This is a genomic window from Streptomyces sp. NPDC008001 (assembly GCF_042958085.1).
Classification (GTDB): Bacteria; Actinomycetota; Actinomycetes; order Streptomycetales; family Streptomycetaceae; genus Streptomyces.
The window spans coordinates 381,051-405,272 of the sequence record NZ_JBIBIZ010000011.1; the positions used below are offsets into that span (position 1 = coordinate 381,051).

General features: G+C 73.7%; 18 protein-coding genes. 11 read left to right on the forward strand and 7 right to left on the reverse strand.

Annotation, left to right across the window (positions count from 1 at the left end; all coding sequences use genetic code 11):
* Positions 1-35: 35 nt before the first annotated feature.
* The 3 genes from ACFZCD_RS29925 to ACFZCD_RS29935 all read right to left on the reverse strand — a co-directional run bounded on the left by ACFZCD_RS29925 (position 36) and on the right by ACFZCD_RS29935 (position 4,551).
* Positions 36-1,913 (reverse strand): LCP family protein, encoded by a 1,878-nt coding sequence (locus ACFZCD_RS29925; protein ID WP_391836176.1) that lies wholly within the window; start codon positions 1,911-1,913, stop codon positions 36-38.
* A 230-nt stretch (positions 1,914-2,143) separates the two neighbouring features.
* Positions 2,144-3,652: an LCP family protein gene (locus tag ACFZCD_RS29930; protein WP_391836177.1), complete on the reverse strand. Its 1,509-nt coding sequence runs from the start codon at positions 3,650-3,652 to the stop codon at positions 2,144-2,146.
* Between the two features lie 146 nt (positions 3,653-3,798).
* Positions 3,799-4,551, reverse strand: coding sequence for a TIGR03089 family protein (locus ACFZCD_RS29935; RefSeq protein ID WP_391836178.1), 753 nt, complete (start codon positions 4,549-4,551; stop codon positions 3,799-3,801).
* Positions 4,552-4,689: 138 nt separating this feature from the next.
* Between ACFZCD_RS29935 and ACFZCD_RS29940 the strand changes: the two genes are divergently transcribed.
* The 3 genes from ACFZCD_RS29940 to ACFZCD_RS29950 all read left to right on the forward strand — a co-directional run bounded on the left by ACFZCD_RS29940 (position 4,690) and on the right by ACFZCD_RS29950 (position 8,239).
* Positions 4,690-6,081 carry a peptidoglycan recognition protein gene (locus ACFZCD_RS29940; protein ID WP_391836179.1) on the forward strand — a complete coding sequence of 464 codons (1,392 nt, stop codon included), beginning with the start codon at positions 4,690-4,692 and terminating at the stop codon, positions 6,079-6,081.
* Positions 6,082-6,162: 81 nt separating this feature from the next.
* On the forward strand, positions 6,163-7,245 hold the full coding sequence (locus ACFZCD_RS29945; RefSeq protein ID WP_391836180.1) for a sugar phosphate nucleotidyltransferase: 1,083 nt from the start codon (positions 6,163-6,165) through the stop codon (positions 7,243-7,245).
* A 91-nt stretch (positions 7,246-7,336) separates the two neighbouring features.
* Positions 7,337-8,239 (forward strand): DNA-3-methyladenine glycosylase family protein, encoded by a 903-nt coding sequence (locus ACFZCD_RS29950; protein ID WP_391836181.1) that lies wholly within the window; start codon positions 7,337-7,339, stop codon positions 8,237-8,239.
* A 165-nt stretch (positions 8,240-8,404) separates the two neighbouring features.
* Here ACFZCD_RS29950 and ACFZCD_RS29955 read toward each other — a convergent pair whose 3' ends face one another.
* From ACFZCD_RS29955 to ACFZCD_RS29965, 3 genes are read right to left on the reverse strand one after another with little or no spacing between them, the layout of a single operon-like run.
* Positions 8,405-9,733: a coenzyme F420-0:L-glutamate ligase gene (locus ACFZCD_RS29955; protein ID WP_391836182.1), complete on the reverse strand. Its 1,329-nt coding sequence runs from the start codon at positions 9,731-9,733 to the stop codon at positions 8,405-8,407.
* Positions 9,730-10,731 carry a 2-phospho-L-lactate transferase gene (gene cofD / locus ACFZCD_RS29960; RefSeq protein ID WP_391836206.1) on the reverse strand — a complete coding sequence of 334 codons (1,002 nt, stop codon included), beginning with the start codon at positions 10,729-10,731 and terminating at the stop codon, positions 9,730-9,732. The genes ACFZCD_RS29955 and cofD overlap by 4 nt, the downstream gene beginning before the upstream one ends.
* 19 nt (positions 10,732-10,750) lie before the next feature.
* On the reverse strand, positions 10,751-11,302 hold the full coding sequence (locus ACFZCD_RS29965; RefSeq protein ID WP_391836183.1) for a cysteine dioxygenase: 552 nt from the start codon (positions 11,300-11,302) through the stop codon (positions 10,751-10,753).
* 713 nt (positions 11,303-12,015) lie between these two features.
* Between ACFZCD_RS29965 and ACFZCD_RS29970 the strand changes: the two genes are divergently transcribed.
* The 3 genes from ACFZCD_RS29970 to ACFZCD_RS29980 all read left to right on the forward strand — a co-directional run bounded on the left by ACFZCD_RS29970 (position 12,016) and on the right by ACFZCD_RS29980 (position 18,270).
* On the forward strand, positions 12,016-12,279 hold the full coding sequence (locus ACFZCD_RS29970; RefSeq protein ID WP_004952403.1) for a WhiB family transcriptional regulator: 264 nt from the start codon (positions 12,016-12,018) through the stop codon (positions 12,277-12,279).
* Positions 12,280-12,790: 511 nt separating this feature from the next.
* Positions 12,791-16,654, forward strand: a complete 3,864-nt coding sequence (locus ACFZCD_RS29975) for a glycosyltransferase (protein ID WP_391836184.1) — start codon at positions 12,791-12,793, stop codon at positions 16,652-16,654.
* Complete coding sequence (locus ACFZCD_RS29980; RefSeq protein ID WP_391836185.1) at positions 16,651-18,270, forward strand: DUF5719 family protein; 1,620 nt, start codon at positions 16,651-16,653, stop codon at positions 18,268-18,270. The genes ACFZCD_RS29975 and ACFZCD_RS29980 overlap by 4 nt, the downstream gene beginning before the upstream one ends.
* A 24-nt stretch (positions 18,271-18,294) precedes the next feature.
* Here ACFZCD_RS29980 and ACFZCD_RS29985 read toward each other — a convergent pair whose 3' ends face one another.
* Entirely contained in the window at positions 18,295-18,711 is a 417-nt protein-coding gene (locus ACFZCD_RS29985; protein ID WP_391836186.1) for a metallopeptidase family protein, read from the reverse strand.
* A gap of 364 nt (positions 18,712-19,075) precedes the next feature.
* Between ACFZCD_RS29985 and ACFZCD_RS29990 the strand changes: the two genes are divergently transcribed.
* The 5 genes from ACFZCD_RS29990 to manA all read left to right on the forward strand — a co-directional run bounded on the left by ACFZCD_RS29990 (position 19,076) and on the right by manA (position 24,168).
* Positions 19,076-19,516, forward strand: coding sequence for a DUF3499 domain-containing protein (locus ACFZCD_RS29990; RefSeq protein ID WP_391836187.1), 441 nt, complete (start codon positions 19,076-19,078; stop codon positions 19,514-19,516).
* A 151-nt stretch (positions 19,517-19,667) separates the two neighbouring features.
* Entirely contained in the window at positions 19,668-21,026 is a 1,359-nt protein-coding gene (locus tag ACFZCD_RS29995; protein ID WP_391836188.1) for a phosphomannomutase/phosphoglucomutase, read from the forward strand.
* A 397-nt stretch (positions 21,027-21,423) separates the two neighbouring features.
* Complete coding sequence (locus ACFZCD_RS30000) at positions 21,424-21,609, forward strand: Trm112 family protein (RefSeq protein WP_106677533.1); 186 nt, start codon at positions 21,424-21,426, stop codon at positions 21,607-21,609.
* 96 nt (positions 21,610-21,705) lie between these two features.
* A complete protein-coding gene (locus tag ACFZCD_RS30005; RefSeq protein WP_391836189.1) occupies positions 21,706-22,890 on the forward strand; it encodes an SIS domain-containing protein in 1,185 nt (394 codons plus the stop codon).
* A gap of 66 nt (positions 22,891-22,956) precedes the next feature.
* Positions 22,957-24,168, forward strand: coding sequence for a mannose-6-phosphate isomerase, class I (gene manA / locus ACFZCD_RS30010; protein ID WP_391836190.1), 1,212 nt, complete (start codon positions 22,957-22,959; stop codon positions 24,166-24,168).
* Positions 24,169-24,222 lie beyond the last annotated feature (54 nt).

The following is a 24,222-nucleotide window of genomic DNA, read 5'->3' on the forward strand; positions in this document are numbered from 1 at the left end:
TCCGATAGTGAGATGCATGTGGGCGGTGCCTGGGTTCACTTGGCGCAGATGTTCTTGTCGTCCGCTTCGACCTTTTGGATGCCTTCCGGAGCCTTTGCGGGCGCCTCGACGTGAACCGGGGTGCCCGCGGCCTTGAAGTCCGAGCCCAGGACGAGGGTCATCTCGGCCGGGGCGGCGCTGCCGGAGCTCTGCTTGAGGGCGTCGGAGTCGAGGCCCATGACGTCGGCGAGGCGGCGCGCCTGGTCGGCCTGGGCCGGGGCGAACTCCAGGACCGTCTTGTCGGCCTTCTTGCCGCCGGGGGCGTTGCCGCCGTTGCTGCTGTGGAGGATGCCCTTGCTGTTCTGCATCCAGCGGACGGCCTCCTGGGCGGCGCCGATCTTGCCGCTGCCGTTGAGGACCTTGACCCGGACGGCCGCGGGCTCCGCGCGCGGGCCCTGGAGCAGGGCGGCCTGCTTGGCGTCGGCCTGCTCCTGCTCCTTCTTCTCCTTCTCCTTCACCTCGGTGAGGGAGACGTCCTGACGGACCATCGCGAACAGGGGGTCGGCCTTCGCCTTGTCGAGGACGACCGTCTTGTGGTTCTTGCCCTCGGCGGGGTTGTCGAGGACGGGGACGGTGGCGAAGGTGATGTTCTTGAGGTTGACCCGGCTGAGGTCCTTCGCCAGCCGGGTCAGGTCGCTGACGGACCCGATGCCGGAGTCGACGGTCAGTGACTTCGTCGCCGCGTCGCCCAGGTTGTAGAGCTTCTTGGGGTTGGTGAAGGTGTCGTCCGACTTCATCTCGCGGATCATCGAGCTCAGGAACTGCTGCTGGAGCTTGATGCGGTCCAGGTCGCTCTCGAAGCCGACGCTGTGCCGGGTGCGGACGAAGGCGAGCGCGTCCTCGCCCTCGATCTTGTGCCGGCCCTTGCTGAGCTTGAGGTGCGACTTGGGGTCGTCGATGTCCTTGCCCAGGCACACCTCGACGCCGCCGACCGCCGACGACATCTTCTTGACGGCGTTGAAGTCGGCCATCATGAAGTGAGTGACCTTCAGGCCCGTGAGCTGCTCGACGGTCCGCCAGGTGCAGCCGGGGTCACGGTCCTCCTGGCCCAGGCTCTCGTTGAAGCGCACGCCCTTCGAGCCGGGGATCGACTTGGTCTTCCCGTCCTTCTTGGTGGTGCACTCGGGGATGTTGGTGATCATGTCGCGCGGGATGGAGAGCGCGGTGGCGTTCGACCGGTCCTCGGAGACGTGGAAGAGGAGGGTGGTGTCGGCGTGGCCGACGCTGCCCTCGTCGCCGTAGCCCTTGTTGCCCTCGCCGTCCCGCTTGTCGGTGCCGATGACCAGGATGTTGACGGGGCCCTTGGTGACGGCGCCGTTGTTGATGCCGACGTCAACCTTGTTGAGGTTGTTGTTGAAGTGCTCGTAGAGCAGGTACGCGCCCAGGGAGCCGCCGACCAGGACGAAGGCCAGCGTTCCGCCGGTCCACAGGAGAACCTTCTTCTTCGTGGACTTCTTGGGCTTGGGCTTGCGCCGGCCCGTCGCGGCGGCCTTGGCGGCCGCCGCCCTGCTCCCGGCCTTGGCTCCCGGTTTCGCCGCCGCGGTGCCGCGGCGGCCGGTCGCCCGCTGGCCCGGCACGTCGCCGCGCTCACCGCGCTCGCCGTTGTCCCCGCGGTCACCGCGCTCGCCGGGCTTCGCCTTCGTGCGGGCGGCCGGGCGCGGAGCCGCGCTCGGGGAAGCCTTGGAGGAGGGCACGAAGGAACTGGCGGGAGTGCCGGGGTCGGTGAGGGTGGAGCGGGGCGAGCCCGGCCCGGGGGCAGGCTCCGCCCCGTCGGCATGATCGAGACGCAGCTCGTAGCTGCCGGTCTTCGGGTCGAAGACCCACTGGTCGGCGGGGTCGATACCGCCCGCCCGCCCACGGCCTTGCGCGTCCACGGTCGCTTGAATCCTCCGTCGGTGCCACGCGGCGCCTACCCCCCCGAGGCGCTCGGTCACGTCGTCTGTGCAGTGCGCGGTCAGCCCGGCCGTGCGCACCGGATCGCTCACACTATCCGCCCAGTTCAGCGTCAAGCGACGCCGGTGACAAATTCCACTCCCCTACAACTGGGCAATCTGCTCAATCCCTTCGCCCGAGCCGGGAAACCCGTTCGTGCGATTTGAGCGATTCATCCACAGATGCCGCGTGCGGCCGTGGTCCCGTCATACGTCGGGGGAGCGGTCGGCGGCGGAGAACCGGCGGAGGAGGCCGGCGCACTCGCATTTGCCGAGAAATTACTACCGGGGGTCACGGCGGTGCCCTCCCGCCCGCTCGTCCCGCCTGTCCCACCCGTCCCGCGCGGTGCGCGGGGCAGGCCCGGAGCGGCCGGGCCCGCCGTCCCCCCGGCCCCCGGAGTCCGCCCCGAACCCCCGGTCCCCCGCGTGCTCTCCGTTCCCGAAGGCCCCTCCGGGCTCCCCGGCCCCGCCGGACCTTCCGTACCGTCAGGTCCGTCCTCGGCCCCGGGCTTGCCGTTCCCCGGCCGCGCACCGTCCGGTCGCACGCCTCCCGGCCGTACGCCTCCCGGCTTGTTCTCCGCGGCCCGGACGTTCCCGTTCACCGACACCGGCCGGTCCTCGCGCAGTTGCTTGAAGAGCTGGTCGGCGTCCGGCTGCACCAGTTCGTCCCGGTCCGGGTTGTACGGGTACGGGCGGCGCGGCACGGTCAGGAACTGCGCCCGCTCGCTGGGGATGGTCCGCACCGTGCGCACCAGGTCGTACATCTTCCGCAGCGAGTCGAGGCCGGAGTCCGTCGTCAGCGACGACGTGGCCGCGTCCAGCACCGGGTAGAGCCGCGTGGGGTTGAGGAGCACCCCGTCGCTCTGCATCTCCTTGAACAGGGCGCCCAGGAACTGCTGCTGCCGGCCCATCCGCTCGGTGTCGCTGCCCCCGCCGAGGCTGTAGCGCGCGCGGACGTAGCCGAGGGCCTGCTCGCCGTGGAGGGTCTGCCGCCCGGCCGGCAGCTTCAGCCGCGCCTCGTGGTCGTCGACGGGCTGCTTGAGGCACACCTCGACGCCGTCGACCGCGTCCACCAGCCGCTTGAACCCGTTGAAGTCCACGATCACGTGGTGGTCGATGCGAATGCCGCTGATCTTCTCGACCGTACGGATCGTGCAGGCCGCCCCCGCCTGCTCGTACGCCCAGTTGAACTGCGCGAAGCGCTCGTTCGTCTCGGAGCCGTCCGGCCGCCGGCAGCGGGGGATCACCGCCATCAGGTCGCGCGGGAGGCTGACGGCGGTCGAGCTCTTCCGGTCGGCTGCGAGGTGCAGCAGGATCGTGGTGTCCGAGCGCTGCGTGCTGCTGTCCCCGCCGTACTGGCCGTTGCCCGCGCCGCTGCGCGTGTCCGAGCCGATGATCAGGATGTTCTGGGCGCCCTTCACCAGCGCGACGGGGCGCTCCTTCTCCCAGCGGCGCAGCTCGTCCGCGGTCGCCGTGTCCGTGGTGATGTTGCTGTTCAGCCGCTCGTAGAGGAACCAGCCCACCGCCACCACGGCCAGCACCACCAGCGCCGTGGCCAGGGCCAGCCAGCGCAGCCAGCGGCGGCGCCGCCGGGGCGCGGGCGGCCGCTCGTCCGGCTCCTCGAAGAAGGCGGAGCAGGACGGGGAAGCCGGGGGGCCGGGCCTTCCTGGGCTGTTGGTCACGGCTGCGCTGCGTCCCTCCTCGGAGAGCCGTACTCGGGCCGGTCGTCACGGACAGCGGGGTCCGTACGCCGATGGCCGTACGGGCCTTGCGGTCCGTACGGCCGATCATCACCCGGGAACGGCGGCGCGGCAGCGCGGGAGGGCCGTCAGAGGGCCGTCACGGTGACGCGCTCACTCTCCCGGCGCTTCTCCAGGCCGCCGCCGGAGAGCCGGTCGAGGTGGCGGCACAGCACCACCGAGCCGCCGGCGGCCAGCGGCGCGAACAGCCCGGCGGACAATCCGTCCCAGCTGTCGTAGGGCAGGCCGGACAGCATCCGCGAGCCCGCGCCGAGCCCGTGCTGGAGGGCGTCCGTGCGGGCCCGCTCCACCAGCTCGGCGCCGGTCAGCTCCAGCCCGCCGACGGCGAGCGCGGGGGCGTCCGGGTCGACCGGGGCGTACGGTGCGAAGCGGTCGCCCTGGCTGGGGACCTCGACGGCGTAGTCGGCGAAGCCCGCCGGCGGCTGCGGGAACCGGCCGCCCAGGGGGCGCAGGGCCAGCGCCACGCGCTCGCCCGAGCAGGCCCGCGCCTCCTCCAGCGTGTCGGGCCCGCTGACGACGAGGTCCGCGGCGGCCGGGTCGCCGCCGACGTCGGCCAGCACTCCGGCGGAGGAGCAGGCCAGCAGCCAGACGGCCGTCTGCCAGTGGGCGGGCAGGAGCAGGGCGAGCCGGTCGCCCGGCTCGGCGGCGAGCTCGCCCTGGAGCAGATTGGCGGTCTTCGCCACCCAATTGGCGAAGGTGGCCACGGACAATTCCACGCGCTCGCCGGTGGCGTCGTCGTAGAAGGTCACGAGCGGGCGGGCCGGATCCGCGGAGAGCGCGGATCGCAGCAGGTCGGCGGGGGTGCGATCGGTGGCGTTCATCGGCGCCAGGGTACGCGGCGGGGCGGTCCCGGGTCAGCCGGAAGGGTGACGCCGAAGGGGTACGAAAGCGCACGGGGCGAACCCGTGGGCCACTTGACGAATGGACAGATTTATATAGTTATGTCCAAGATTTTCGGCATGCGTGGAATCCTCGTCTCCTCGACCGTGACCGCCTGCGCCGCCGCCCTCACCCTGCCCTTCCTCGCCGCCCCCTCGTCGGCCTCGCCGTCCACCCAGGACCCGGGCGTCACCGCGCGCTCCGTGCCCGGCAGCACACAGTCGCTGCCACTCGTCCCGCTGCACGGCAAGAGCCGCATGTCGGGCCCCGAGACCGCCCCGGAGCAGGGCCTGCCCCAGCGGGAGGTCAAGCCGTTCTCGCTGGTCGGCATCGTCTGGGACGACGCCGGCGCCGAGCTCCGCGGCCACGCCGAGGTGCGCACCCGTCCCCTCGGCAGCCGGGAGTGGGCCGACTGGCAGGAGGTCTCCACCCACGACGACGACCGCCCCGACACCGACTCGCCCGAGGCCCGCCGCGGGCGGGTGCGCGGCTCCACCGCGCCCCTGTGGGTCGGCGCCTCGGACGCCGTCCAGGTCCGCGTCCGCCCCGACGCCGCCGGCCGCACCTCCACCGGAGCCCTGCCCTCCGGGATGCGCCTCGAACTCGTCGACCCCGGCGCGGACCGCACCCCCCGCTCCGCCGCCCCGCCCGTCCCCAGCGAGAACGAGCTCGCCGCCTCCGCCGCCAACGTCCCGCTCGCCCCCCTCGGCGCGACCGAGATCCCCGCCCTCGCCAAGCCGGCCTCCGAGGGTGACGTCGAATACACCGGGATCGGCGAGGTGCAGTCCGAGGACGACGAGGACGGCTATGCGTCCGAGGACGACGCGGACGACTCCGGCCGCTCCGACTCCGCCGAGGGCGGCCGCTACGTCGGCCCGCGCCCCCGCATCGTCACGCGCGCCGGCTGGGGCGCCGACGAATCCCTCCGGGAGTCCGGCTTCGTCTACACCGGAGCCGTCCGCGCGGCCTTCGTCCACCACACGGCCTCCGGCAACCGCTACTCCTGCTCGCAGTCCCCGTCCCTCGTCCGTGGTATCTACCGCTACCACGTTGTGAGCAGCGGCTGGCGAGACATCGGCTACAACTTCCTCATCGACAAGTGCGGCACCATCTACGAGGGCCGCGCGGGCGGTGTGGCCCGGCCAGTCAAGGGCGCGCACACCCTCGGTTTCAACAGCAACAGCATGGGCATCGCCGTTCTCGGAACGTTCGGAACCAGCAATCCGGCCGGCGCGGCGGTCGACGCGGTGGCGGACCTCACCGCTTGGAAGCTCGGGCTGTTCGGCGCCAACCCGGCCGGCACCACGACCCTGGTGTCCGGCGGCGGAAACCTCTTCAAGAAGGGGACCAAGGCCAAACTCAAGGTCATTTCCGGGCACCGCGACGGCTTCTCCACGGAGTGCCCCGGCGACCGCCTCTACAGCAAGCTCGGCGCCGCCCGTTCCGCCGCCGCCCGCCTCCAGGGTCGCTGACCTGGCGCGGGGGCACCCTCCGGTCTGCATACACTGGCCGCCGATCACGGCCCGGCCCCAGCAGGAAGCAGAGACGACAAGGTGACAGAAGCCATCCTCCTGGTCGGCGGCAAGGGAACCCGGCTGCGCCCGCTCACGGTGAACACGCCCAAACCCATGGTCCCCGCGGCGGGCGTGCCCTTCCTGACGCACCAGCTGGCGCGGGCCCGCGCGGCGGGCGTGGAGCACATCGTGCTCGCCACGTCCTACCTGGCGGAGGTGTTCGAGCCGTACTTCGGCGACGGATCCGCCCTCGGCCTGCACCTGGAGTACGTCACCGAGGAGGAGCCGCTGGGCACCGGCGGCGCCATCCGCAACGTCGCCTCCAAGCTGCGGTCCGCGCCCGACGAGCCCGTCCTCATCTTCAACGGCGACATCCTCACGGGCCTGGACATCGAGGCCCTGGTGCGCACCCACCGCACCGCCGGCGCGGACGTCTCCCTGCACCTGACGCGGGTCGAGGACCCGCGGGCCTTCGGCCTGGTGCCCACCGACGAGACCGGCAGGGTGACGGCGTTCCTGGAGAAGCCGCAGACGCCCGAGGAGATCGTCACCGACCAGATCAACGCGGGGGCGTACGTCTTCAACCGCTCGGTGATCGACACGATCCCGGCGGACCGCCCGGTCTCGGTGGAGCGGGAGACCTTCCCGGGCCTCCTCGCCGCCGGAGCGCACCTGCAGGGCATGGTCGACTCGACGTACTGGCTGGACCTCGGCACGCCGCAGGCCTTCGTCCGGGGCTCGGCGGACCTGGTCCTGGGCCGGGCCCCCTCCCCGGCCGTCCCGGGCCGCTGCGGCGACCGGCTGGTCCTGGACACCGCCGAGGTGGCCCCGGACGCCAAGCTGACGGGCGGCACGGTCATCGGCGCCGGGGCACGCGTGGAGCCGGGCGCCGAGGTGGACGGCTCGACGGTGCTCGACGGCGCGGTCGTCGAGGCGGGCGCGCAGATCCGCGACTCGCTGGTGGGCGCGGGCGCGCGGATCGGAGCGCGCACGGTGCTGGACGGCGCGGTGATCGGCGACGGGGCGCAGGTGGGCGCGGACAACGAGCTGCGAGCGGGCGCGCGGATCTGGTGCGGGGCGGAGATCGCGCCGGGAGCGATCCGGTTCTCGTCGGATCAGTAGCCGGACCAGTAGCCGGACCAGTAGGCGGGGCGGTAAGAAACCCCTCCCAAACGGCGCAAAGCCCCCGTCCGCCGGGACGTAGGCTGGCGGGGTGAAGACCCGCACCTGGACCCCGCCCCCGGCCTACGACCTGGGCCGCACGCTGGGCGTCCTGGCGCGGGGCCCGGGCGACCCGGCGTTCAGGCCGGGCCGGGACGGCTCGGTCTGGCGGGCGAGCCGCACCCCGGAAGGCCCCGGCACGCTCCACGTGACCGACCACGGGGGACGCATCCACGCGGAGGCGTGGGGCCCGGGCGCGGAGTGGCTCCTGGACACGCTCCCGACCCTCCTCGGGGCCACGGACGACCCGGGCGCGTTCACGCCGCGCCACCGCCTGGTCCACGAAGCCCACCGCCGGAACCCGGGCCTCAGGCTGGCCCGTACGGGCCTGGTCCTGGAATCGCTGATCCCGTCCGTCCTGGAACAGAAGGTCACGAGCGACGAGGCGTACCGGGCCTGGCGCATCCTCCTCCAGCAGCACGGCGAACCGGCCCCCGGCCCGGACCCCCGCATGCGCGTGATGCCCAGCGCACAAGCCTGGGCGATGATCCCCTCCTGGGACTGGCACAAGGCGGGCGTGGACGGCAAGCGCTCGGCGACGATTGTCCGGGCGGCCCGCGTGGCGGCCCGCCTGGAGGAGGCGGCGGCCATGGACGCCGCCCGGGCGTCGGCCCGCCTGCAGGCCGTCCCGGGCATAGGCCCCTGGACGGCGGCGGAGACGCTCCAGCGCAGCAACGGCGCACCGGACGCCGTCACGGTCGGCGACCTCCACCTCCCCAAGATCGTCGGCTACGCCCTGACCGGCACCCGGGGCACCGACGACGAGACGATGCTGGACCTCCTGACCCCGTACGAGGGCCAGCGCCACAGGGCGTGCCGCCTGATCCTGCTGAGCGGCGTCACACCGCCGAGAAGAGCGCCGCGTTACTCGGTCAACGACATCCGGGCGCTGTAGGCGAAGACGGCGGGAGGGCGACGGGGCCGCAGGGGCAGGGTCCCTGGACGCTGACGTGTATTTGCGGCGCCAAGCGCCGGGTGAGCACGCGCAGGGGCGAGGGGCGCCGTAAATATACGGTCCAGGGGCCCTGCCCCGGAGGCCCCGGCGCCCGGCCCCACCCCCCTACCGCACCTCGACGAACTCCTCCACGACCCGGGCCGGCCGCTCCCGGGGCGCCCCCGCCGCACGCCCCACCGCGACGGCCCCCATCGGGTCCCAGCCCTCCGGCAGCTCCAGAACCTCCCGCACCACGTCCCGGCAGAACATCGTGGAAGAGATCCACGCCGACCCGAGCCGCTCTCCGGCCAGTGCCACCAGGAAGTTCTGCACGGCGGCCCCGGCCGCGACGACGAACATCTCGCGCTCGGACGCGTTCCGCCGCGCATCGGGGTAGGTGTGCGACCCCTCCATGTCCAGACAGGGCACCACCAGATACGGCGCGTTCCGCAGCACGTCACCGCGCCGCACCCGCTTGGCGATGCTCTCCTCGCTGAAGCCGTCCCCCCGCAGGTCCGCGATCCACGCCTCCCGCATCGCGTCGAGCAGCCGCACCCGCGACTCCTCGGACTCCAGGAGGACGAACCGCCAGGGCGTCGTGTGATGCGGGGCGGGAGCGGTGATGGCGGCGGCAACGGCCCGCCGCACGGCAGCACCGTCGACCGGCTCATCGGTGAACTCCCGCACCGTCCGCCGCAGCGTCACCGCTTCCCGGACCGCTTCGGACGTGCCGAGCCGGAACATGTCGTCGGCGGCGGAACGCACCAGCGCCCGTGCGCCGCCGCCGTCGCTGTCGTCGCCTTCGCCGACGACGTGCGGCAGGCCCCGCACCACGGCGACCGGCAGCCCCGCGGCCTTCCCCTTGACGAGGTCACCGGCGGCGGCCAGCTCGTCGGCCGTCGCGACGACGGTCGCGCTCAGCGGATTGCCGTGCGAGTCGACACCGCCCCGCAGGTCGTCCAGCACCCGCACCCCGGCCGCACCGATGGCGACGTCGGTCAGCCCGCTGCGCCAGGGCCGGCCGAAGGTGTCCGTCACGATGACGCCGACCCGGACGCCGAGCGTCTCCCGCAGCCCGTCCCGCAGCGCGCGGGCGGAGGCGTCGGGGTCCTCGGGGAGCAGCAGTATCGTCCCGGCGGCGGTGTTGGACGCGTCGACGCCTGCGGCGGCCATCACCAGCCCCTGCCGGTTCTCGACGATGCGCAGCGTCCCGCGCCGGGCGACGACCCGTACGGTCTCGGCGTCGATGGCCGCCTCACGGTCGCCGGCCCGCACGATGCGGCCCTCCGCCTTGCTGACGATCTTCGAGGTGACGAGCAGGACGTCGCCGTCGGCGAGCCCGGGCAGGCCCTCGCCCGTGACCGCGCCGGCGAGGATCTTGACGAGGTCGTCGCCGGGCCGCACCTCGGGGATGCCCGGCACGGCCCACACCCGGTACCCGGGAGCCCCGCTCACGCCCGCACCTCCTCGGCCAGCGCCAGCGCCTCGCGGGCCATGGCGGCCGTGGCCTCGGTGTCCGTCATCATCAGCGGCACGGCCCGGCAGCGGATCCCCGCGGCCTCGACCTTCTCGACGGCGCCCGCGTCGACGGTGTCGACCAGCCAGCCGTCGATGAGCCCCGAGCCGTAGTGCGCTGCGACGGCCGCGGCGGTGGACTCCACGCCGACGGCGGCGAGCACCTTGTCGGCCATGCCGCGAACCGGCGCGTCGCCGACGATGGGGGAGAGGCCGACGACGGGCGCGGAGGTCTCGGCGACGGCCTCGCGGATGCCGGGCACGGCCAGGATGGTGCCGACGCTGACGACGGGGTTGGAGGGCGGGAAGAGCACGACGTCGGCGGCGGCGATCGCTTCGAGGACGCCGGGGGCGGGCTTGGCCTGGTCGGCGCCGACGGGCACGATCGCGTGCGCGGGCACGCCGGCCCGCAGCCGGACCCAGTACTCCTGGAAGTGCACGGCCTTACGGGCGGGAGCACCGGAACCGGCCTCCGCGCCGTCCCCGGAGCCGGCCTCGGGGTCATCGATCAGGACGTGGGTCTCGACCCGGTCGTCACTCATGGGAAGCAGCCGCACCCCGGGCTGCCACCGCTCGCACAGCGCCTCGGTGACCGCGCTCAGCGGATAGCCGGCGGTGAGCATCTGCGTACGGACGATGTGGGTGGCGAAGTCGCGGTCGCCGAGCCCGAACCACTCGGGACCGACGCCGTACGCGGCCAGCTCCTCCTTCACGGCGAAGGACTCGCCGGCCCGGCCCCAGCCCTGTTCCTCGTGGATGCCGCCGCCGAGCGTGTACATCACGGTGTCGAGGTCGGGGCAGACCTTGAGGCCGAAGAGGTGGATGTCGTCACCGGTGTTGCCGATGACGGTGATGTCCGCGTCAGGGACTGCTGACTTGAGGCCACGGAGGAAGCGGGCGCCCCCGATCCCGCCGGCCAGAACGACGATGCGCTGCATAGGCATGCATAACAGTCTGTCAGCCGGTGACGACACCCCGGACGCCGGGAGTGAGCGTTGCGGCCGTGGGGGCGGGTGTCGCGGCCGCCTGCCGGTAGGGGCTGCGCATGGGCATCTCGGTCAGCCCGGGCGAGTAGACGTGCAGGCTGACGGCCGGCGCGAGGGAGTCGTTGACGATCTCATGAGCGTATCCGGGCGCGAAGACTCGCTGAGCTCCGGCGCGCAGCACCTGCCGTGCGCCGCCCAGCGGCCCGGTGCTTCCGGTGATCTCGGTCAGCTCGCCCTCGAGGACGGTCAGCACCCCGGAGGAGGGGCCGTGGTCGTGGGCCCCGCTGCCCTGGCCGGGCACCCAGCTCAGCAGCCACACCTCGTAGCCGGGGCCGGTGCGGAGGCGGTGGTACCAGCGGGTGGTGGCGTCGTACCGGACGAGGTGGGCCCAGGAGGCGCGGTCGGCGGCCACGGCGCGGGCCAGCCCGGCGAACTCGGCGACGGTGCGCGGGTAGGCGGGCGCGGGCGGCATGAGGTGGGGGATGGCGAGCGGGTCGCCGGCGATCTGGACGTCGCTGTTCATGTGCGGGGATTCCTCGGCAAAGGTGCGGGGCAGGCGCGTGACGGGCGGAGCGTGGGCGCCCGGAGCCAGGGGTGACGCAGGGGCGCAGTGGTGCCGTGGACGGCCGGGTGACGGCCGCGCGGGCGCGTGATGCGGGAGGAGCAGAAATGATGCGAGAGATCAGCCGGAGCTCTGGGGCGTCGACGGCATCAACAGCTGGAACAGCGACAGCGAGCCTGCACGGCGCAGCGGGACCCGTAGCTACGGGTCAGGCTGAGGGCGGCGTTCACTGGCATGCCCACCACGGTGACGGGCACGGACACGTTGTGTCAACTGAGTGTCCCTTTTGGGGGCAATGTTTCACCTCATCCGGTAACTGTGGGTGCTCTAAGGTTTGCGGGGGTGTGACCATGGACAGGTGGCGCTCCAGTCGCGGCCGCAAACATCGTTCGGCCGGACGGTGCAACGGGATTGCCGCGCGTGACGTCCTCTCCTTACGGAGGGGAACGGGGCGGCCGGGGCCGTGGCGGAAGGTGCAGAGGGGTCTGTCCGGACTTGTAATCTTTTGGACACTTTCTGCTTGGCTTTGGTTCCGCAGAGTGAATAAGGGGCCCAATAGCAGATCTCGGCTTGACTGGCCCGGATCGGCACACTTGTAATTTCACCCGTGTCGTTCTGCCGTACTTTGATGAAGGTGACGACGCGGGGACGTAAATGACAGACGAGGGGCGCACATGACCGAGCTGTTTCAGCAACTGCTGGTCGAGGAGGCGGACGAGGAGCTCGGATGGCAGGAGCGCGCACTGTGCGCTCAGACCGATCCCGAGTCCTTCTTCCCCGAGAAGGGCGGGTCCACGCGGGAGGCGAAGAAGGTCTGCCTCGCCTGCGAAGTCCGCTCGGAATGCCTTGAATATGCCCTTGCCAATGACGAACGCTTCGGCATCTGGGGCGGGCTGTCGGAGCGCGAACGGCGCCGCCTGAAGAAGGCGGCGGTCTGAGCTTCCGATAGGCGTACGAGTCCTATAGATCCTATGGGGCGGATAAAAACTCTTATCGAGGACCGGCGCACCGGATTCGCCTTCGGTGATTCCAGGGCCAGCGATTCAACGGCAAATCCGTGAATGCGTGGGCTGGCGGTTACCGAAAGTTAAGAGCAAAGGCCAAAGCTCCACCTTCCGTGGTCGAGTGACCGGGGGCCTCCACCGGAAAGCCCCCCGCAGAACGCTTCGCAGAACCTTCCGCAGCGCCTTCCTGAGCGTCTTCCCGAGCGCCTCCCAGGGGCCACCGCGGGAGGCCTCCCGCACCGCATGACGTACGCACGGCCGTACGAGACCTACGGTCCGCCCACCGCGCCCCGGCGCGAGGCGGACCGCTGTGTGCGCAGCCACTAGTGTGGGGGCCCGTCCGAGACGCACCGCCGCCCCGACGGGCGCACCCGCGGCCGGCGCAGTCCAGCACAGCAGTCATCCGGGGCCCGCCCCGGACCCCGGCCGGAGGGCCCGTACCCCGATGTCCGTGCACAGCAATGCGGCGCACTCGATGAGGGCGGCCACGTCCGCCCCCAACCGTCTGCCCACGTTCGACCCCGCCGTACCGCCCGCCTTCCCGCGCCACGTCGTCACCGCCGTGATCGTCAGCCACGACGGCGCCCGCTGGCTCCCCGGCGCCATCGAAGGCCTGCTCGGCCAGGAGCGCCCCGTGCAGAGCGCCGTCGGCGCCGACACCGGCAGCACCGACGACTCCGCCCAGCTGCTCGCCGACGCCCTCGGCCCCGACCGCGTCCTGCACCTCGCCCGCCGCGCCGGCTTCGGCACCGCCGTCGACGAGGCCCTGCGCGCCCTCCCCGCCCCGGACCCGGAGGACCTGCCCTACCTCAAGCGCTCCAGCGGCTGGGACCCCGTCAGCCGCACCTGGCGCGAGGACGGCTACGACCAGCCCGGCGACGGCCGCCGCCACGGCGACGCCGACCTCGAACCCGTCCAGTGGCTGTGGCTCCTCCACGACGACTGCGCACCCGAGCCCGGCGCCCTCCACGAGCTCCTGCGCGTCGCCGACTCCGAGCCCGGCGCCGCCGTCCTCGGCCCCAAGCTGCGCGGCTGGTACGACCGCCGCCAGCTCCTGGAGGCCGGCGTCTCCATCGCCCGCAGCGGCCGCCGCTGGACCGGCCTCGACCGCCGCGAACAGGACCAGGGCCAGCACGACCAGATCCGCACCGTCCTGTCCGTCTCCACCGCCGGCATGCTCATCCGCCGCGACGTCTTCGAGGAGCTCGGCGGCTTCGACCCCCGGCTGCCCCTCATGCGCGACGACGTTGACCTGTGCTGGCGCGCCCACGCCGCCGGCCACCGCGTCCTCGTCGCCCCCGACGCCGTCCTGCGGCACGCCGAAGCCGCCGCCCGCGAGCGCCGCCCCGTCGACTGCGCCGGCCGCCGCCCGGTCAACCCGCACCGCGTCGACAAGGCCGGCGCCGTGCACACCCTCCTGGCCAACACCCGCGGCCCGGCCCTCGCCTACGTGATGCTGCGGCTCGTCCTCAGCACCCTCCTGCGGACCGCCGGCTACCTCCTCGGCAAGGCTCCCGCACAGGCCCTCGACGAACTCACCGGCCTCTTCGGCGTCCTCCTGCGCCCCGGCCGCATCCGCGCCGCCCGGGCCGAGCGCGGCGCCCCCGCCGTGGCGCCGGGCGAACTGAGACCGCTGTTCCCGCCGCCCGGAGCCACCCTCCGGGCCACCGCCGAACAGCTGGCGACCAGCATCGGCGGCCGCTGGGACGACGGCCCCGCCGGCGGGCGCCACGGAGCCGTCGAATCCGGGCCGACGGGGGAGGACGCCGACTTCCTGGAGATCGAGCAGTTCGCCCGCCTCAAGCGCATCGTCCGCAAGCCCGCCCCGGTCCTCTTCGGCCTCCTGCTGCTCGTCTCCGTCGTCGCCTGCCGCGCGCTCTTCGGCGGCGGCAGCCTCTCCGGCGGCGCCCTGCTGCCCGTCCCCGACGGCGCCTCCGCCCTGTGGGCGCAGTACGCGGACGGCTGGCACCCCGTCGGCGTGGGCAGCACCGGAAGCGCCCCGCCCTACCTGGCGGTCCTCGCCACCCTCTCGTCGCTCTTCCTCGGCTCCACGGGCTTCACCCTCACCCTGCTGCTCGTCTGCTCGGTGCCCCTGGCCGGCCTCAGCGCCTACTTCGCCTCCCGGCCGCTGGTCTCCTCCCGCCCCCTGCGCGCCTGGGCCGCCGTCGCCTACGCCTTCCTGCCCGCTGCGACCGGCGCCCTCGCGGCCGGACGCCTCGGCACCGCCGTCCTGGCGGTCCTGCTGCCGCTCATGGCGCGCAGCGCCGTCGCCGCCAACGGCCTGCGGGTCCCGGGCGCCCGCCCCACCTGGCGCGCGTCCTGGGCGTACGCCCTCCTGCTCACCGTCACCACCGCCTTCACTCCGGTGGTGTGGCCGCTCGCCGTCGTCCTGGGCCTGGCGGCCCTGGCCTTCCACGGCGCCCAGGGCGGGCGCCCGCGGCTGCTGCTGCACGGCCCGCGCTTCCTCGCCGTCGCGCTCACCCCCGTCGCCGTCCTGGCCCCCTGGTCCCTGAACCTGTTCACCCACCCCGGCCGCTTCCTGACCGAGGCCGGGCTCGCCGGGACGGCCACCGGCACGTCGTCCCCGCTGCACCTCCTCACCGCCGACCCCGGCGGCTCGAAGACCATCGGCGGCCTCCTGCTCGCAGGCGTCGTCCTGGCCGCGCTCGCCGCCCTCCTGCGCGCCGACCGGCAGCTCGCCGTCCGCGGCGCCTGGGCGGCCGCCCTGGTGGCCCTCGGCGCCGCCGTGCTCGTCTCCCGCTCGGCCTGGGCCGGGCCGGCCACCCTCGTCTACGGGCTCGCCCTGATCGCCGCCTCGGTCGTCGGCGCGGAAGGCGCCCGCGCGCGCGTGGCGGCCTCCAGCTTCGGCTGGCGGCAGCCCGTGGCCGTGCTCATCGCCCTCGCCGCGGCCGCCGCCCCGCTCGTCGCGGCCGTGGGCTGGGCCGCCGGCGGCGCGGACGGCCCGCTGCAGCGGCGCAACGCCGCACAGGTCCCCGCCTTCGTCGCGGAAGAGGCGGCCACCCGCGACCAGGCCCGCACCCTGGTGCTCGACGGCCGCGACGGCCACGTCACCTACGCCCTCGTGCGGGGCTCCGGCGCCCGGCTCGGCGACGGCGAGGCGGCAGCGGCCGCCGGGCCGGACCCCGGGCTCGACTCCGTCGTCGCCGGTCTCGTCGCGGGCTCCGGCGCCGACCAGGCGGGCCTCCTCGGCGACTACGCCGTCGGCTACGTCCTCGTCCGCGACAGCGCCCCCGCGGCCATGGGCCGCGCCCTGGACACCACCCCCGGCCTCACGCGGCTCAGCCGCCAGGACCACGCCTCCCTGTGGCGGGTCGACCGCGAGGTCGCGCGCGTCACGATCGTCCCCGGCAAGACGCAGGGGAGCGGCGAGGGCAGCAGTCAGGGCAGCGGTCAGGGCGGCAGTCAGGGCAATGCTCAGCAGCCCGTGCCGGTCGCCGCCGGGCCCGTCGAGGCCCACGCGAAGCTCCCCGCGGGCGCCGCAGGACGCGTCCTGCGGATCGCCGACAAGGCCGACCCCGGCTGGCAGGCCACCCTCGACGGCCGCCCCCTCAAGAGCACCACCGTGGACGGCTGGGCCCAGGGCTTCGAACTGCCCGCGGGCGGCGGCAGGCTGGCGCTGACGTACAAGGCGCCCGCCACGCACACGGCATGGCTGTGGGCGCAGGGCCTCCTCGCGGCCGTCCTCGTGGTGCTCGCCCTCCCGGGGCGCAAGCGCCAGGTCGACGACGACCTCCCGGAGGCGGAGGCCGCACCGGCTGCCGCTTCCGCGCCCGCCTCCTCCGTACCGGCCCAGGCCGCCGCCGGGGAGGGCCGCCGTGCGCGCAGGCTGCGGGCCGCCGCGGAGGCCGCCCGGCCGGACGCCGCCCCGGCACCGGACGCCCCTCCGGCCGTGCCGGTCGCCGACGCCTACGCCGACCCGTACGCGGCCCCCTATGCCGACGCGTACGCCGATCCGTATGCCGAGCCTTACACCGAGCCTTACGCCGACCCTTACGGACAGCAGCACACGCAGCAGCAAGCACAGCAGCAAGTGCACCCGCAGGGACAGCAGTACGGGCAGGACATGCCCTACGGCTCGTACGGCGAACAGCATCACCAGGGAAGCCACGGCGGCACGTACGACGCCACCTACGGTGGCGCACAGCAGGCCCCGTACCAGGATCAGGGGCAGTACCCGGCGGAGCCCTACGCGACGGGGGCGTACGACCCGTACACCTACGGCGGAGCACACGACACGACGTACGGCGGCGGTGACCGGCACCACCGCGACGGGAGCGAGCAGCAGTGAAGCGCACCACCCTGTCCCTGTTCGCCGCCACCGCCGCCCTCGCGGCCCTGGGCGGCGTGGCCGTCCTCACCGCGCCGTCCGGTGCCGAGGGCGGCGGCAGCGCTGCCCGCACGGCCGCGAAGGCGCCCGCCCGGCTGCCCGTCCAGCGCTCCATGGCCCTCTGCCCGGCCCCGACTTCCTCGGACGTGGGGGAGACCGCGTACACCGCCTTCACTCCGGCCGGCGGGGCGGCGGCGAAGGGGGTAAAGGGGGCTAAGGATGCGAAGAAGGGCACGGCAGAACTGCTGTCGGCAGCGGGCGGCCGGAACGACGACAGCAGCACGGACGACAGCAGCAAGAAGGACGACAAGGGCAGCAAGGGCAAGAAGGACGACAAGGGTGACAAGGAGGCCAAGGGCAGCAAGCCGCCCGCGCCCGCGGGCACTTCGGTGCTGTCCCTGAAGGACCCCGGCAAGCCCGCCACGGCCGGCACCAGCCGCTCCGACGCCCCCGCCCTCATCGGCAGTGCCGACGGGACGCTCGCCCCGGGCTGGACCGTCCAGCAGACCACCGTGGTCGCCGCGGGCAGCGGCCGCGGACTGCACGGGCTGACCTGTACGGCGCCGGACACCTCCTTCTGGTTCCCGGGCGCGAGCACCGCCAAGGGCCGCCAGGACTACGTCCACCTGACCAACCCCGACAGCACGGCGGCCGTCGTCGACCTGGAGCTCTACGGCAAGGACGGCCGGATCGCGTCCGGGGCCGGGGAGGGCGTGACCGTCCCGCCGCGCTCCACCGTCCCGGTGCTGCTGTCCTCCCTCACGGACGCGCCCGCGGACGACATCACGCTCCACGTGGCCGCCCGTTCGGGCCGGGTGGGGGCGGGCCTCCAGGCGTCCGACGACAAGAAGGGCGGCGACTGGCTGCCGGCCTCCGCCGAACCCGCCGCCGACGCGGTCCTGCCCGGCATCCCGGGCGACGCGACGTCCGTACGGCTCGTCGTCTTCGCCCCCGGCTCGGACGACGCCGACCTCAAACTGCGCTTCGCCGGGCCGAACGGCACGATCACCCCGGCCGGCCACGAGTCCCTGCACGTCCGCAGCGGCATGACCGCGGCCGTCGACCTGGGGGACGTCACCAAGGGCGAGGCGGGCTCCCTGCTGCTCACGGCGGACGGCAGCAGCGCGCCGGTCGTCGCCGCGCTGCGGGTCACCCGCGGCAAGGACGACAAGCAGGAGACGGCGTTCATCCCCGCCGTGCAGCAGCTCGGCGGGCGGGCCACGGTGGCCGACAACCGTCCCAAGGGCAGCACACTCGCGCTCGTCGCGCCCGGCAAGGAGGCGGCGCAGGTGAAGGTCACCTCCTCGGCGGGCAGCGAGGGGGGCGAGCCGGCGGAGAAGACGTACACGGTGAAGCCGGGCACCACCCTGACCATGGAGCCGCCGCAGCCGGCGGGCGCCAAGGGGTCGTTCGCGGTGACGGTGGAGAAGGTCTCCGGAGGGCCGGTGCACGCCTCGCGGATGCTGGCGCTGCCCAAGGACGGGCTGCCCATGTTCACGATCCAGCCGCTGCCGGACGACCGTTCGTCGGTGAAGGTGCCGGAGGCGGCGCAGGACCTGTCGATGCTGAACCGCTGAGCAGTGGCGGTCCGGCTCGGTGGCTCAGTCCTGGCCGTAACGGGGGTCGACGGACTCCGGGGCGAGCCCGAGGAGTTCGGCGACCTGTTCGACGACGACCTCGTGCACCAGCAGGGCGCGCTCGTCGCGGCTCTTGGTGCGGATCTCCACCGGGCGGCGGTAGATCACGATGCGGTCCGGGGCGTCGCCGCGGGCGGCCACGTAGCGGCCGAGGGGGACGGAGTCGCCGTCGAAGTCGAAGGCGTCCAGCCCGTCGGGATCGCTCATCGCGCCCCCGGCGTCACTTCTGGTGACCGGCACCTCACGGACCACGAACTCCACGGACGCGAGCTGCGGCCAGCGCCGCTCCAGCCGCTCGGCGGAGTCGTGCACCAGGTCGACGAACGCCTCGCCGCGGCTGACCGACAGCGGCACTTGGGGCGGTGCGATCGGCCCGCGCATGCCGCGTCCATGGCGGTCGCGGTGGCGGGGGCGCGGCCCGGAGTGGCTGGGGACACCTCCGGCGGTGGTCGGAGGAGGTACGCGGTTGTCCATCACTCTTGAGGGTATCTGTCGGCCGCCCTCTCGTACGCGGCTGTCGGGTATCCCGGGAATGTCGCCTGATGAACATTCCGGCCATCCCTGTGATCAATTATGGTCAGGTACCGGACCGTCCGGTCTGCTTGCGGAGCCTCCGGGCCGGGGCGCCGACGGGCGGTCTCCGCCTGGTGAGACCCTGTTCACAGGCGCCGGTGCAGGTCAGCGGGGCGGGGAGAAGCGGGCGTCCACAGGACGAACCAGGACGACACGGAGGGGTGAGCCGGGGGTGTGTCGTCGCGGCCCGCTCAAGAGTGCGGTACCGTCCAACGTCGTGAGCCCTGTACGTCGCTGTTCGCGCACCGCGTGCGGCCGCCCGGCCGTCGCGACGCTGACGTACGTCTATGCCGACTCGACGGCCGTCCTCGGACCGCTCGCCACCTACGCCGAACCCCACTGCTACGACCTGTGCGCCGAGCACTCCGAGCGCCTGACCGCCCCCCGTGGCTGGGATGTCGTCCGGCTCGCCCTCGACAGCGGCCCCGCCCGCCCCAGCGGCGACGACCTCGAAGCGCTCGCCAACGCCGTGCGCGAGGCGGCCCGCCCGCAGGAGCGCGCCGTGCAGCCGGGCCCCCCGCCGGGCGCACCGCGCCCCGGCGGCCGCGATGCCGACCCGATGGAGGTCGCCCGCCGGGGCCACCTCAGGGTCCTGCGTTCGCCCGACAACTGACGCCGCCGCAGCCCCCTCCGGAACGCCGCCGCAGTCGGTTTCAGGACGCCCCCACAGCCCCCTTCGGATGGTGCGAGGGCGCCCGCGTCCGGATTGTCAGCCCCTCCCGGTAGGTTGGTCTCCCCGTACCGGACCCAGGAAGGCGTTGGCTGTGGCTGATCTGTCGCAGATCGTGAAGGCATACGACGTACGCGGTGTGGTCCCGGACCAGTGGGACGAGACCCTGGCGGAGCTCTTCGGCGCCGCCTTCGCCGAAGTGACGGGCGCGACCGCCGTCGTGGTCGGCCATGACATGCGGCCCTCGTCGCCCGGCCTCTCGGGCGCCTTCGCCCGCGGCGCCGCCGCCCGCGGGGTCGACGTCACCGAAATCGGCCTCTGCTCCACCGACCAGCTGTACTTCGCGAGCGGCCACCTCGGGCTGCCCGGTGCGATGTTCACGGCCAGTCACAACCCCGCGCAGTACAACGGCATCAAGATGTGCCGGGCCGGCGCGGCCCCCGTCGGTCAGGACACCGGCCTCGCCGAGATCCGCGCCCTCGTCGAGGGCTGGCTGGAGACCGGCGCCCCCGAGCCCGCCGCCATCCCCGGCACGGTCACCCGGCAGGACGTCCTCGAGGACTACGCGGCCCACCTGCGCTCCCTGGTCGACCTGCGCGGCATCCGCCCGCTCAAGGTCGTCGTCGACGCGGGCAACGGCATGGGCGGGCACACCGTGCCCAGCGTCTTCGCGGGCCTGCCCCTCGACCTCGACGCCATGTACTTCGAGCTCGACGGCACCTTCCCGAACCACGAGGCCAACCCCCTCGACCCGAAGAACATCGTCGACCTGCAGGCACGCGTGCGCGAGGTCGGCGCCGACATCGGACTGGCCTTCGACGGCGACGCCGACCGCTGCTTCGTCGTCGACGGCAGCGGCGCCCCCGTCTCGCCGTCCGCGATCACCGCCCTCGTCGCCGCGCGCGAGCTCGCCAAGCACCCCGGCGGCACCGTCATCCACAACCTGATCACCTCGTGGTCGGTGCCGGAGGTCGTCAAGGAGTGCGGCGGCAAGCCCGTGCGCACGCGCGTCGGGCACTCCTTCATCAAGGAGGAGATGGCCCGCACCGGCGCCATCTTCGGCGGCGAGCACTCCGCGCACTACTACTTCCGCGACTTCTGGAACGCCGACACGGGCATGCTCGCCGCCCTGCACGTCCTCGCCGCCCTCGGCGAGCAGAACGGCCCGCTGTCCAAGCTGGTCGCCGAGTACGACCGGTACGCGGGCTCCGGCGAGATCAACAGCACCGTCGCCGACCAGGCCGCCCGGACGGCCGCCGTCCGCGCCGCGTACGAGAACCTGCCGGGCGTCGAGCTGGACGAACTCGACGGCCTCACCGTCGCGACCCCCGACTGGTGGTTCAACCTCCGCGCCTCCAACACGGAACCGCTGCTCCGCCTGAACGTCGAGGCCCGCGACGCCGAAACGGTGGACCGCGTACGCGACGAGGTCCTGGCCATCGTCCGCGCGTAGGGACTTCCGACCGGCCCAGCGAACGACGGCCCCGGGAGAAGAAAGCGTGCCTGCCGGCCCGGCGTCGGCAACGGCTTCCGTATTCATGGCTGCAGCCGCATGTCCCGAATCCGCCGCGACGGCGAGCAACCACGCTCAACCGTTCCGGCGGTGCCGTGCCCACCTCGCCCGGTCCGGCATCGCCGGTGCACAACGCCGAGGCGGATCGCCGCGGCGGCGGGCGAGGGGTGCGGGCCCTCCCGGCCCGGCGGCGGCAGCGGCACCGGCATCCGCCGGCGAAGCCCGCCGGCGCCGCGAATCCACGCCGCCCGCACGACGTGGCCCCGCCACAGCAGCAGCGCCCCCGCGCGAAGGTAACCTGGCCTCACAGAGACGTACATCCCGAAGGGAACCCCTCATGCCGCTCGAAGCCGGTCTCCTGGAGATCCTCGCCTGCCCGGCGTGCCACGCGCCGCTCCGCGACGAATCCGCCTCCGAGGAGTCCCCCGAGCTGGTGTGCGAGGGCGACGGCTGCGGCCTGGCCTACCCCGTCCGGGACGGCATCCCCGTCCTGCTCGTGGACGAGGCCCGGCGCCCGGCCTGACACCGGGCGCTCCCGACCGGCCCCCGGCCCGCCGGGAGGGCCCACCGCACGGCGTACATACGGCGCACACGACGGCGACCCGGAGGCTGATCCACGGTGTTCGACGAGTCACTCCTCGATGATCCCGACGCCCTGTCCCGCGCCGATTTCCACGGCCTCCTGCGCGGCGCCGCCGAATCCGGCGCACGGGTCCGTACGGCCGCGCGCAACGCGGCGGAGGCCGGCGTCGAGAGCATCCGCCCGGACGGCCGCCCCCGCGCGGTCCTGGTCGCCGGCCCCGGTCCGGTCGCCGGCTGCACGGCGGACCTGCTCACCGCGCTGGCCGGCGGCAGCGCCCCCGTCACGCTGATCCGCCCGACCGGCGTCGCCGCCGCCCCCGGTGCCCTGCGCTGGGCGCTCCCCGGCTGGACCGGCCCCCTCGACCTGCTGCTGGTCGCCAGCCCGGACGGTACGGAACCCGGCCTCGCGATCCTGCTGGAGCAGGCGTACCGGCGGGGTTGCTCCGTCGTCTGCGTCACCCCGGCCGGTTCTCCGCTCGCGGACGCCACCGCCCAGGTCCGCGGCCTCGCGGTCCCGCTGACGGCTTCACCGAGCGAGGCCCGCACGAGCGGTGAGCCCGGCGCGCACACCGGCGAGGAGCGGCCGGACGGCGCCGAGCGACCCGTGCTGACCGCCGGCCCGGGGCTCCTCTGGTCGCTGCTGACGCCCCTGCTCGTCCTCGCCGACCGCATAGGGCTGCTCGCCGCCGACTCGCCCTCCGTCGAAGCGCTCGCCGACCGCCTCGACGAGGTCGCCGAGCGCTGCGGCCCGGCCATCGCCACGTACACCAACCCGGCCAAGACCCTGGCGGCCGAGCTGGCCGGCACCGTGCCCCTCATCTGGACCGAGGGGGCCCTGGCCGCCGCGGCCGGCCGGCACTTCGCGACGGTCCTCGCCGCCCTCGCCGGGCGCCCGGCGCTCGCCGCCGAGCTCCCCGAGGCCCTGACGGCCCACGCCACCCTCCTCTCGGGGGACTTCGCCGCCGGCGCGGACCCCGAGGACTTCTTCCGCGACCGCGTCGAGGAGCCGGAGGCCCTGCACGCCCGCGTGGTCCTGCTCCGCGAGCAGGAGCCGGACCTCACCTCGCCCGCCCCCGCCGCCCGCGAACTCGCCCTGCAGCGCGAGACCCCCGTCAGCGAGCTGGAGCCCGCCGAGGGGGACAGCCCCCTGCAGACCGCTGCTGAACTGCTGGCCATCACGGATTTCGCCGCCATCTACCTGGCCCTCGCCTCGACCCCGTAGACGTGGACGACGACGTACACCACGTCGCAAACGCCGTACGCACGCAACAGTCAGGAAACCGCCCGCATGGACCGCCTCGTCAACACCGTGCGCCCCTACGCATGGGGCTCCGCCACCGCGATCCCCGGACTGCTGGGCACCACCCCCACCGGCGAGCCGCAGGCAGAACTGTGGATGGGAGCCCACCCGGGAGCACCCTCCCGCGTGGCGCGGGACGGCGGCGGAGCGGACCTGCGCCCCCTCTCCGACGTCATCGCCGCCGACCCCGAGGGCGAGCTCGGCACCCGGGCCGTCCAGCGCTTCGGCCCCCGGCTGCCCTTCCTGTTCAAGATCCTCGCGGCGGGCTCCCCGCTCTCCCTCCAGGTCCACCCGGACCTCGACCGGGCGGCGGCCGGCTTCGCCGAGGAGGAGGACCGCGGAATCCCCCTCGACGCGCCCCAGCGCAACTACAAGGACACCAACCACAAGCCCGAACTGCTCTGCGCCCTCACCCCCTTCGAGGGCCTGTGCGGCTTCCGCGCCCCCGGCGAGACGGCCGCGCTCTTCGCCGCGCTCGACGTCGACTCCCTCAAGCCGTACGTCGACCTCCTGCACGCCAAGCCGGAGGAGGACGCGCTGCGCGAGGTCCTCACCGCCGTGCTCGGCGCCGACCACGCCGACATGGCCCGGACCGTCGCCGAGACGGCCGCCGCCGCCGAGCGCCTCGCCGCGCAGGAAGGCCCGCACCGGGACGCCTACGCCGCCTGCGCCCACCTCGCCCGGCACTACCCCGGCGACCACGGCGTCATCGCGGCCATGCTCCTCAACCACGTACGCCTCCAGCCCGGCGAGGCCCTCTTCCTCGGGGCCGGCGTCCCGCACGCCTACCTCGACGGCCTCGGCGTCGAAATCATGGCGAACTCGGACAACGTGCTCCGCTGCGGCCTCACCCCCAAGCACATCGACATCCCCGAACTCCTGCGCGTCGTCCGCTTCGAGAGCACCGCTCCCGCCGTCCTGCGCCCGGAGGCCGACGCCGGCGGCGAGGAGGTCTACGGCACCCCCGTCGAGGAGTTCCGCCTCTCCCGCTTCGACCTGGCACCCGGGGGCGAGGCCACGCTGTCCACCGGCACCCCCCAGATCCTCCTGTGCACCTCGGGCACCGCCGTCCTCCGCAGGACGGACAGCGGTGAGGAACTGCAGCTCCGCCGGGGCGAGTCCGCGTTCGTACGGGCAACCGAGCCCGTCGCGCTCGCCGGTGACGACGCCCGGGTCTTCCGCGCCACGGTCGCCGTCTGAACCCCCGCCGCCCCGGGCGGCTGCAACAATGGCCCGCCGTAAAGGAAGCGCAAA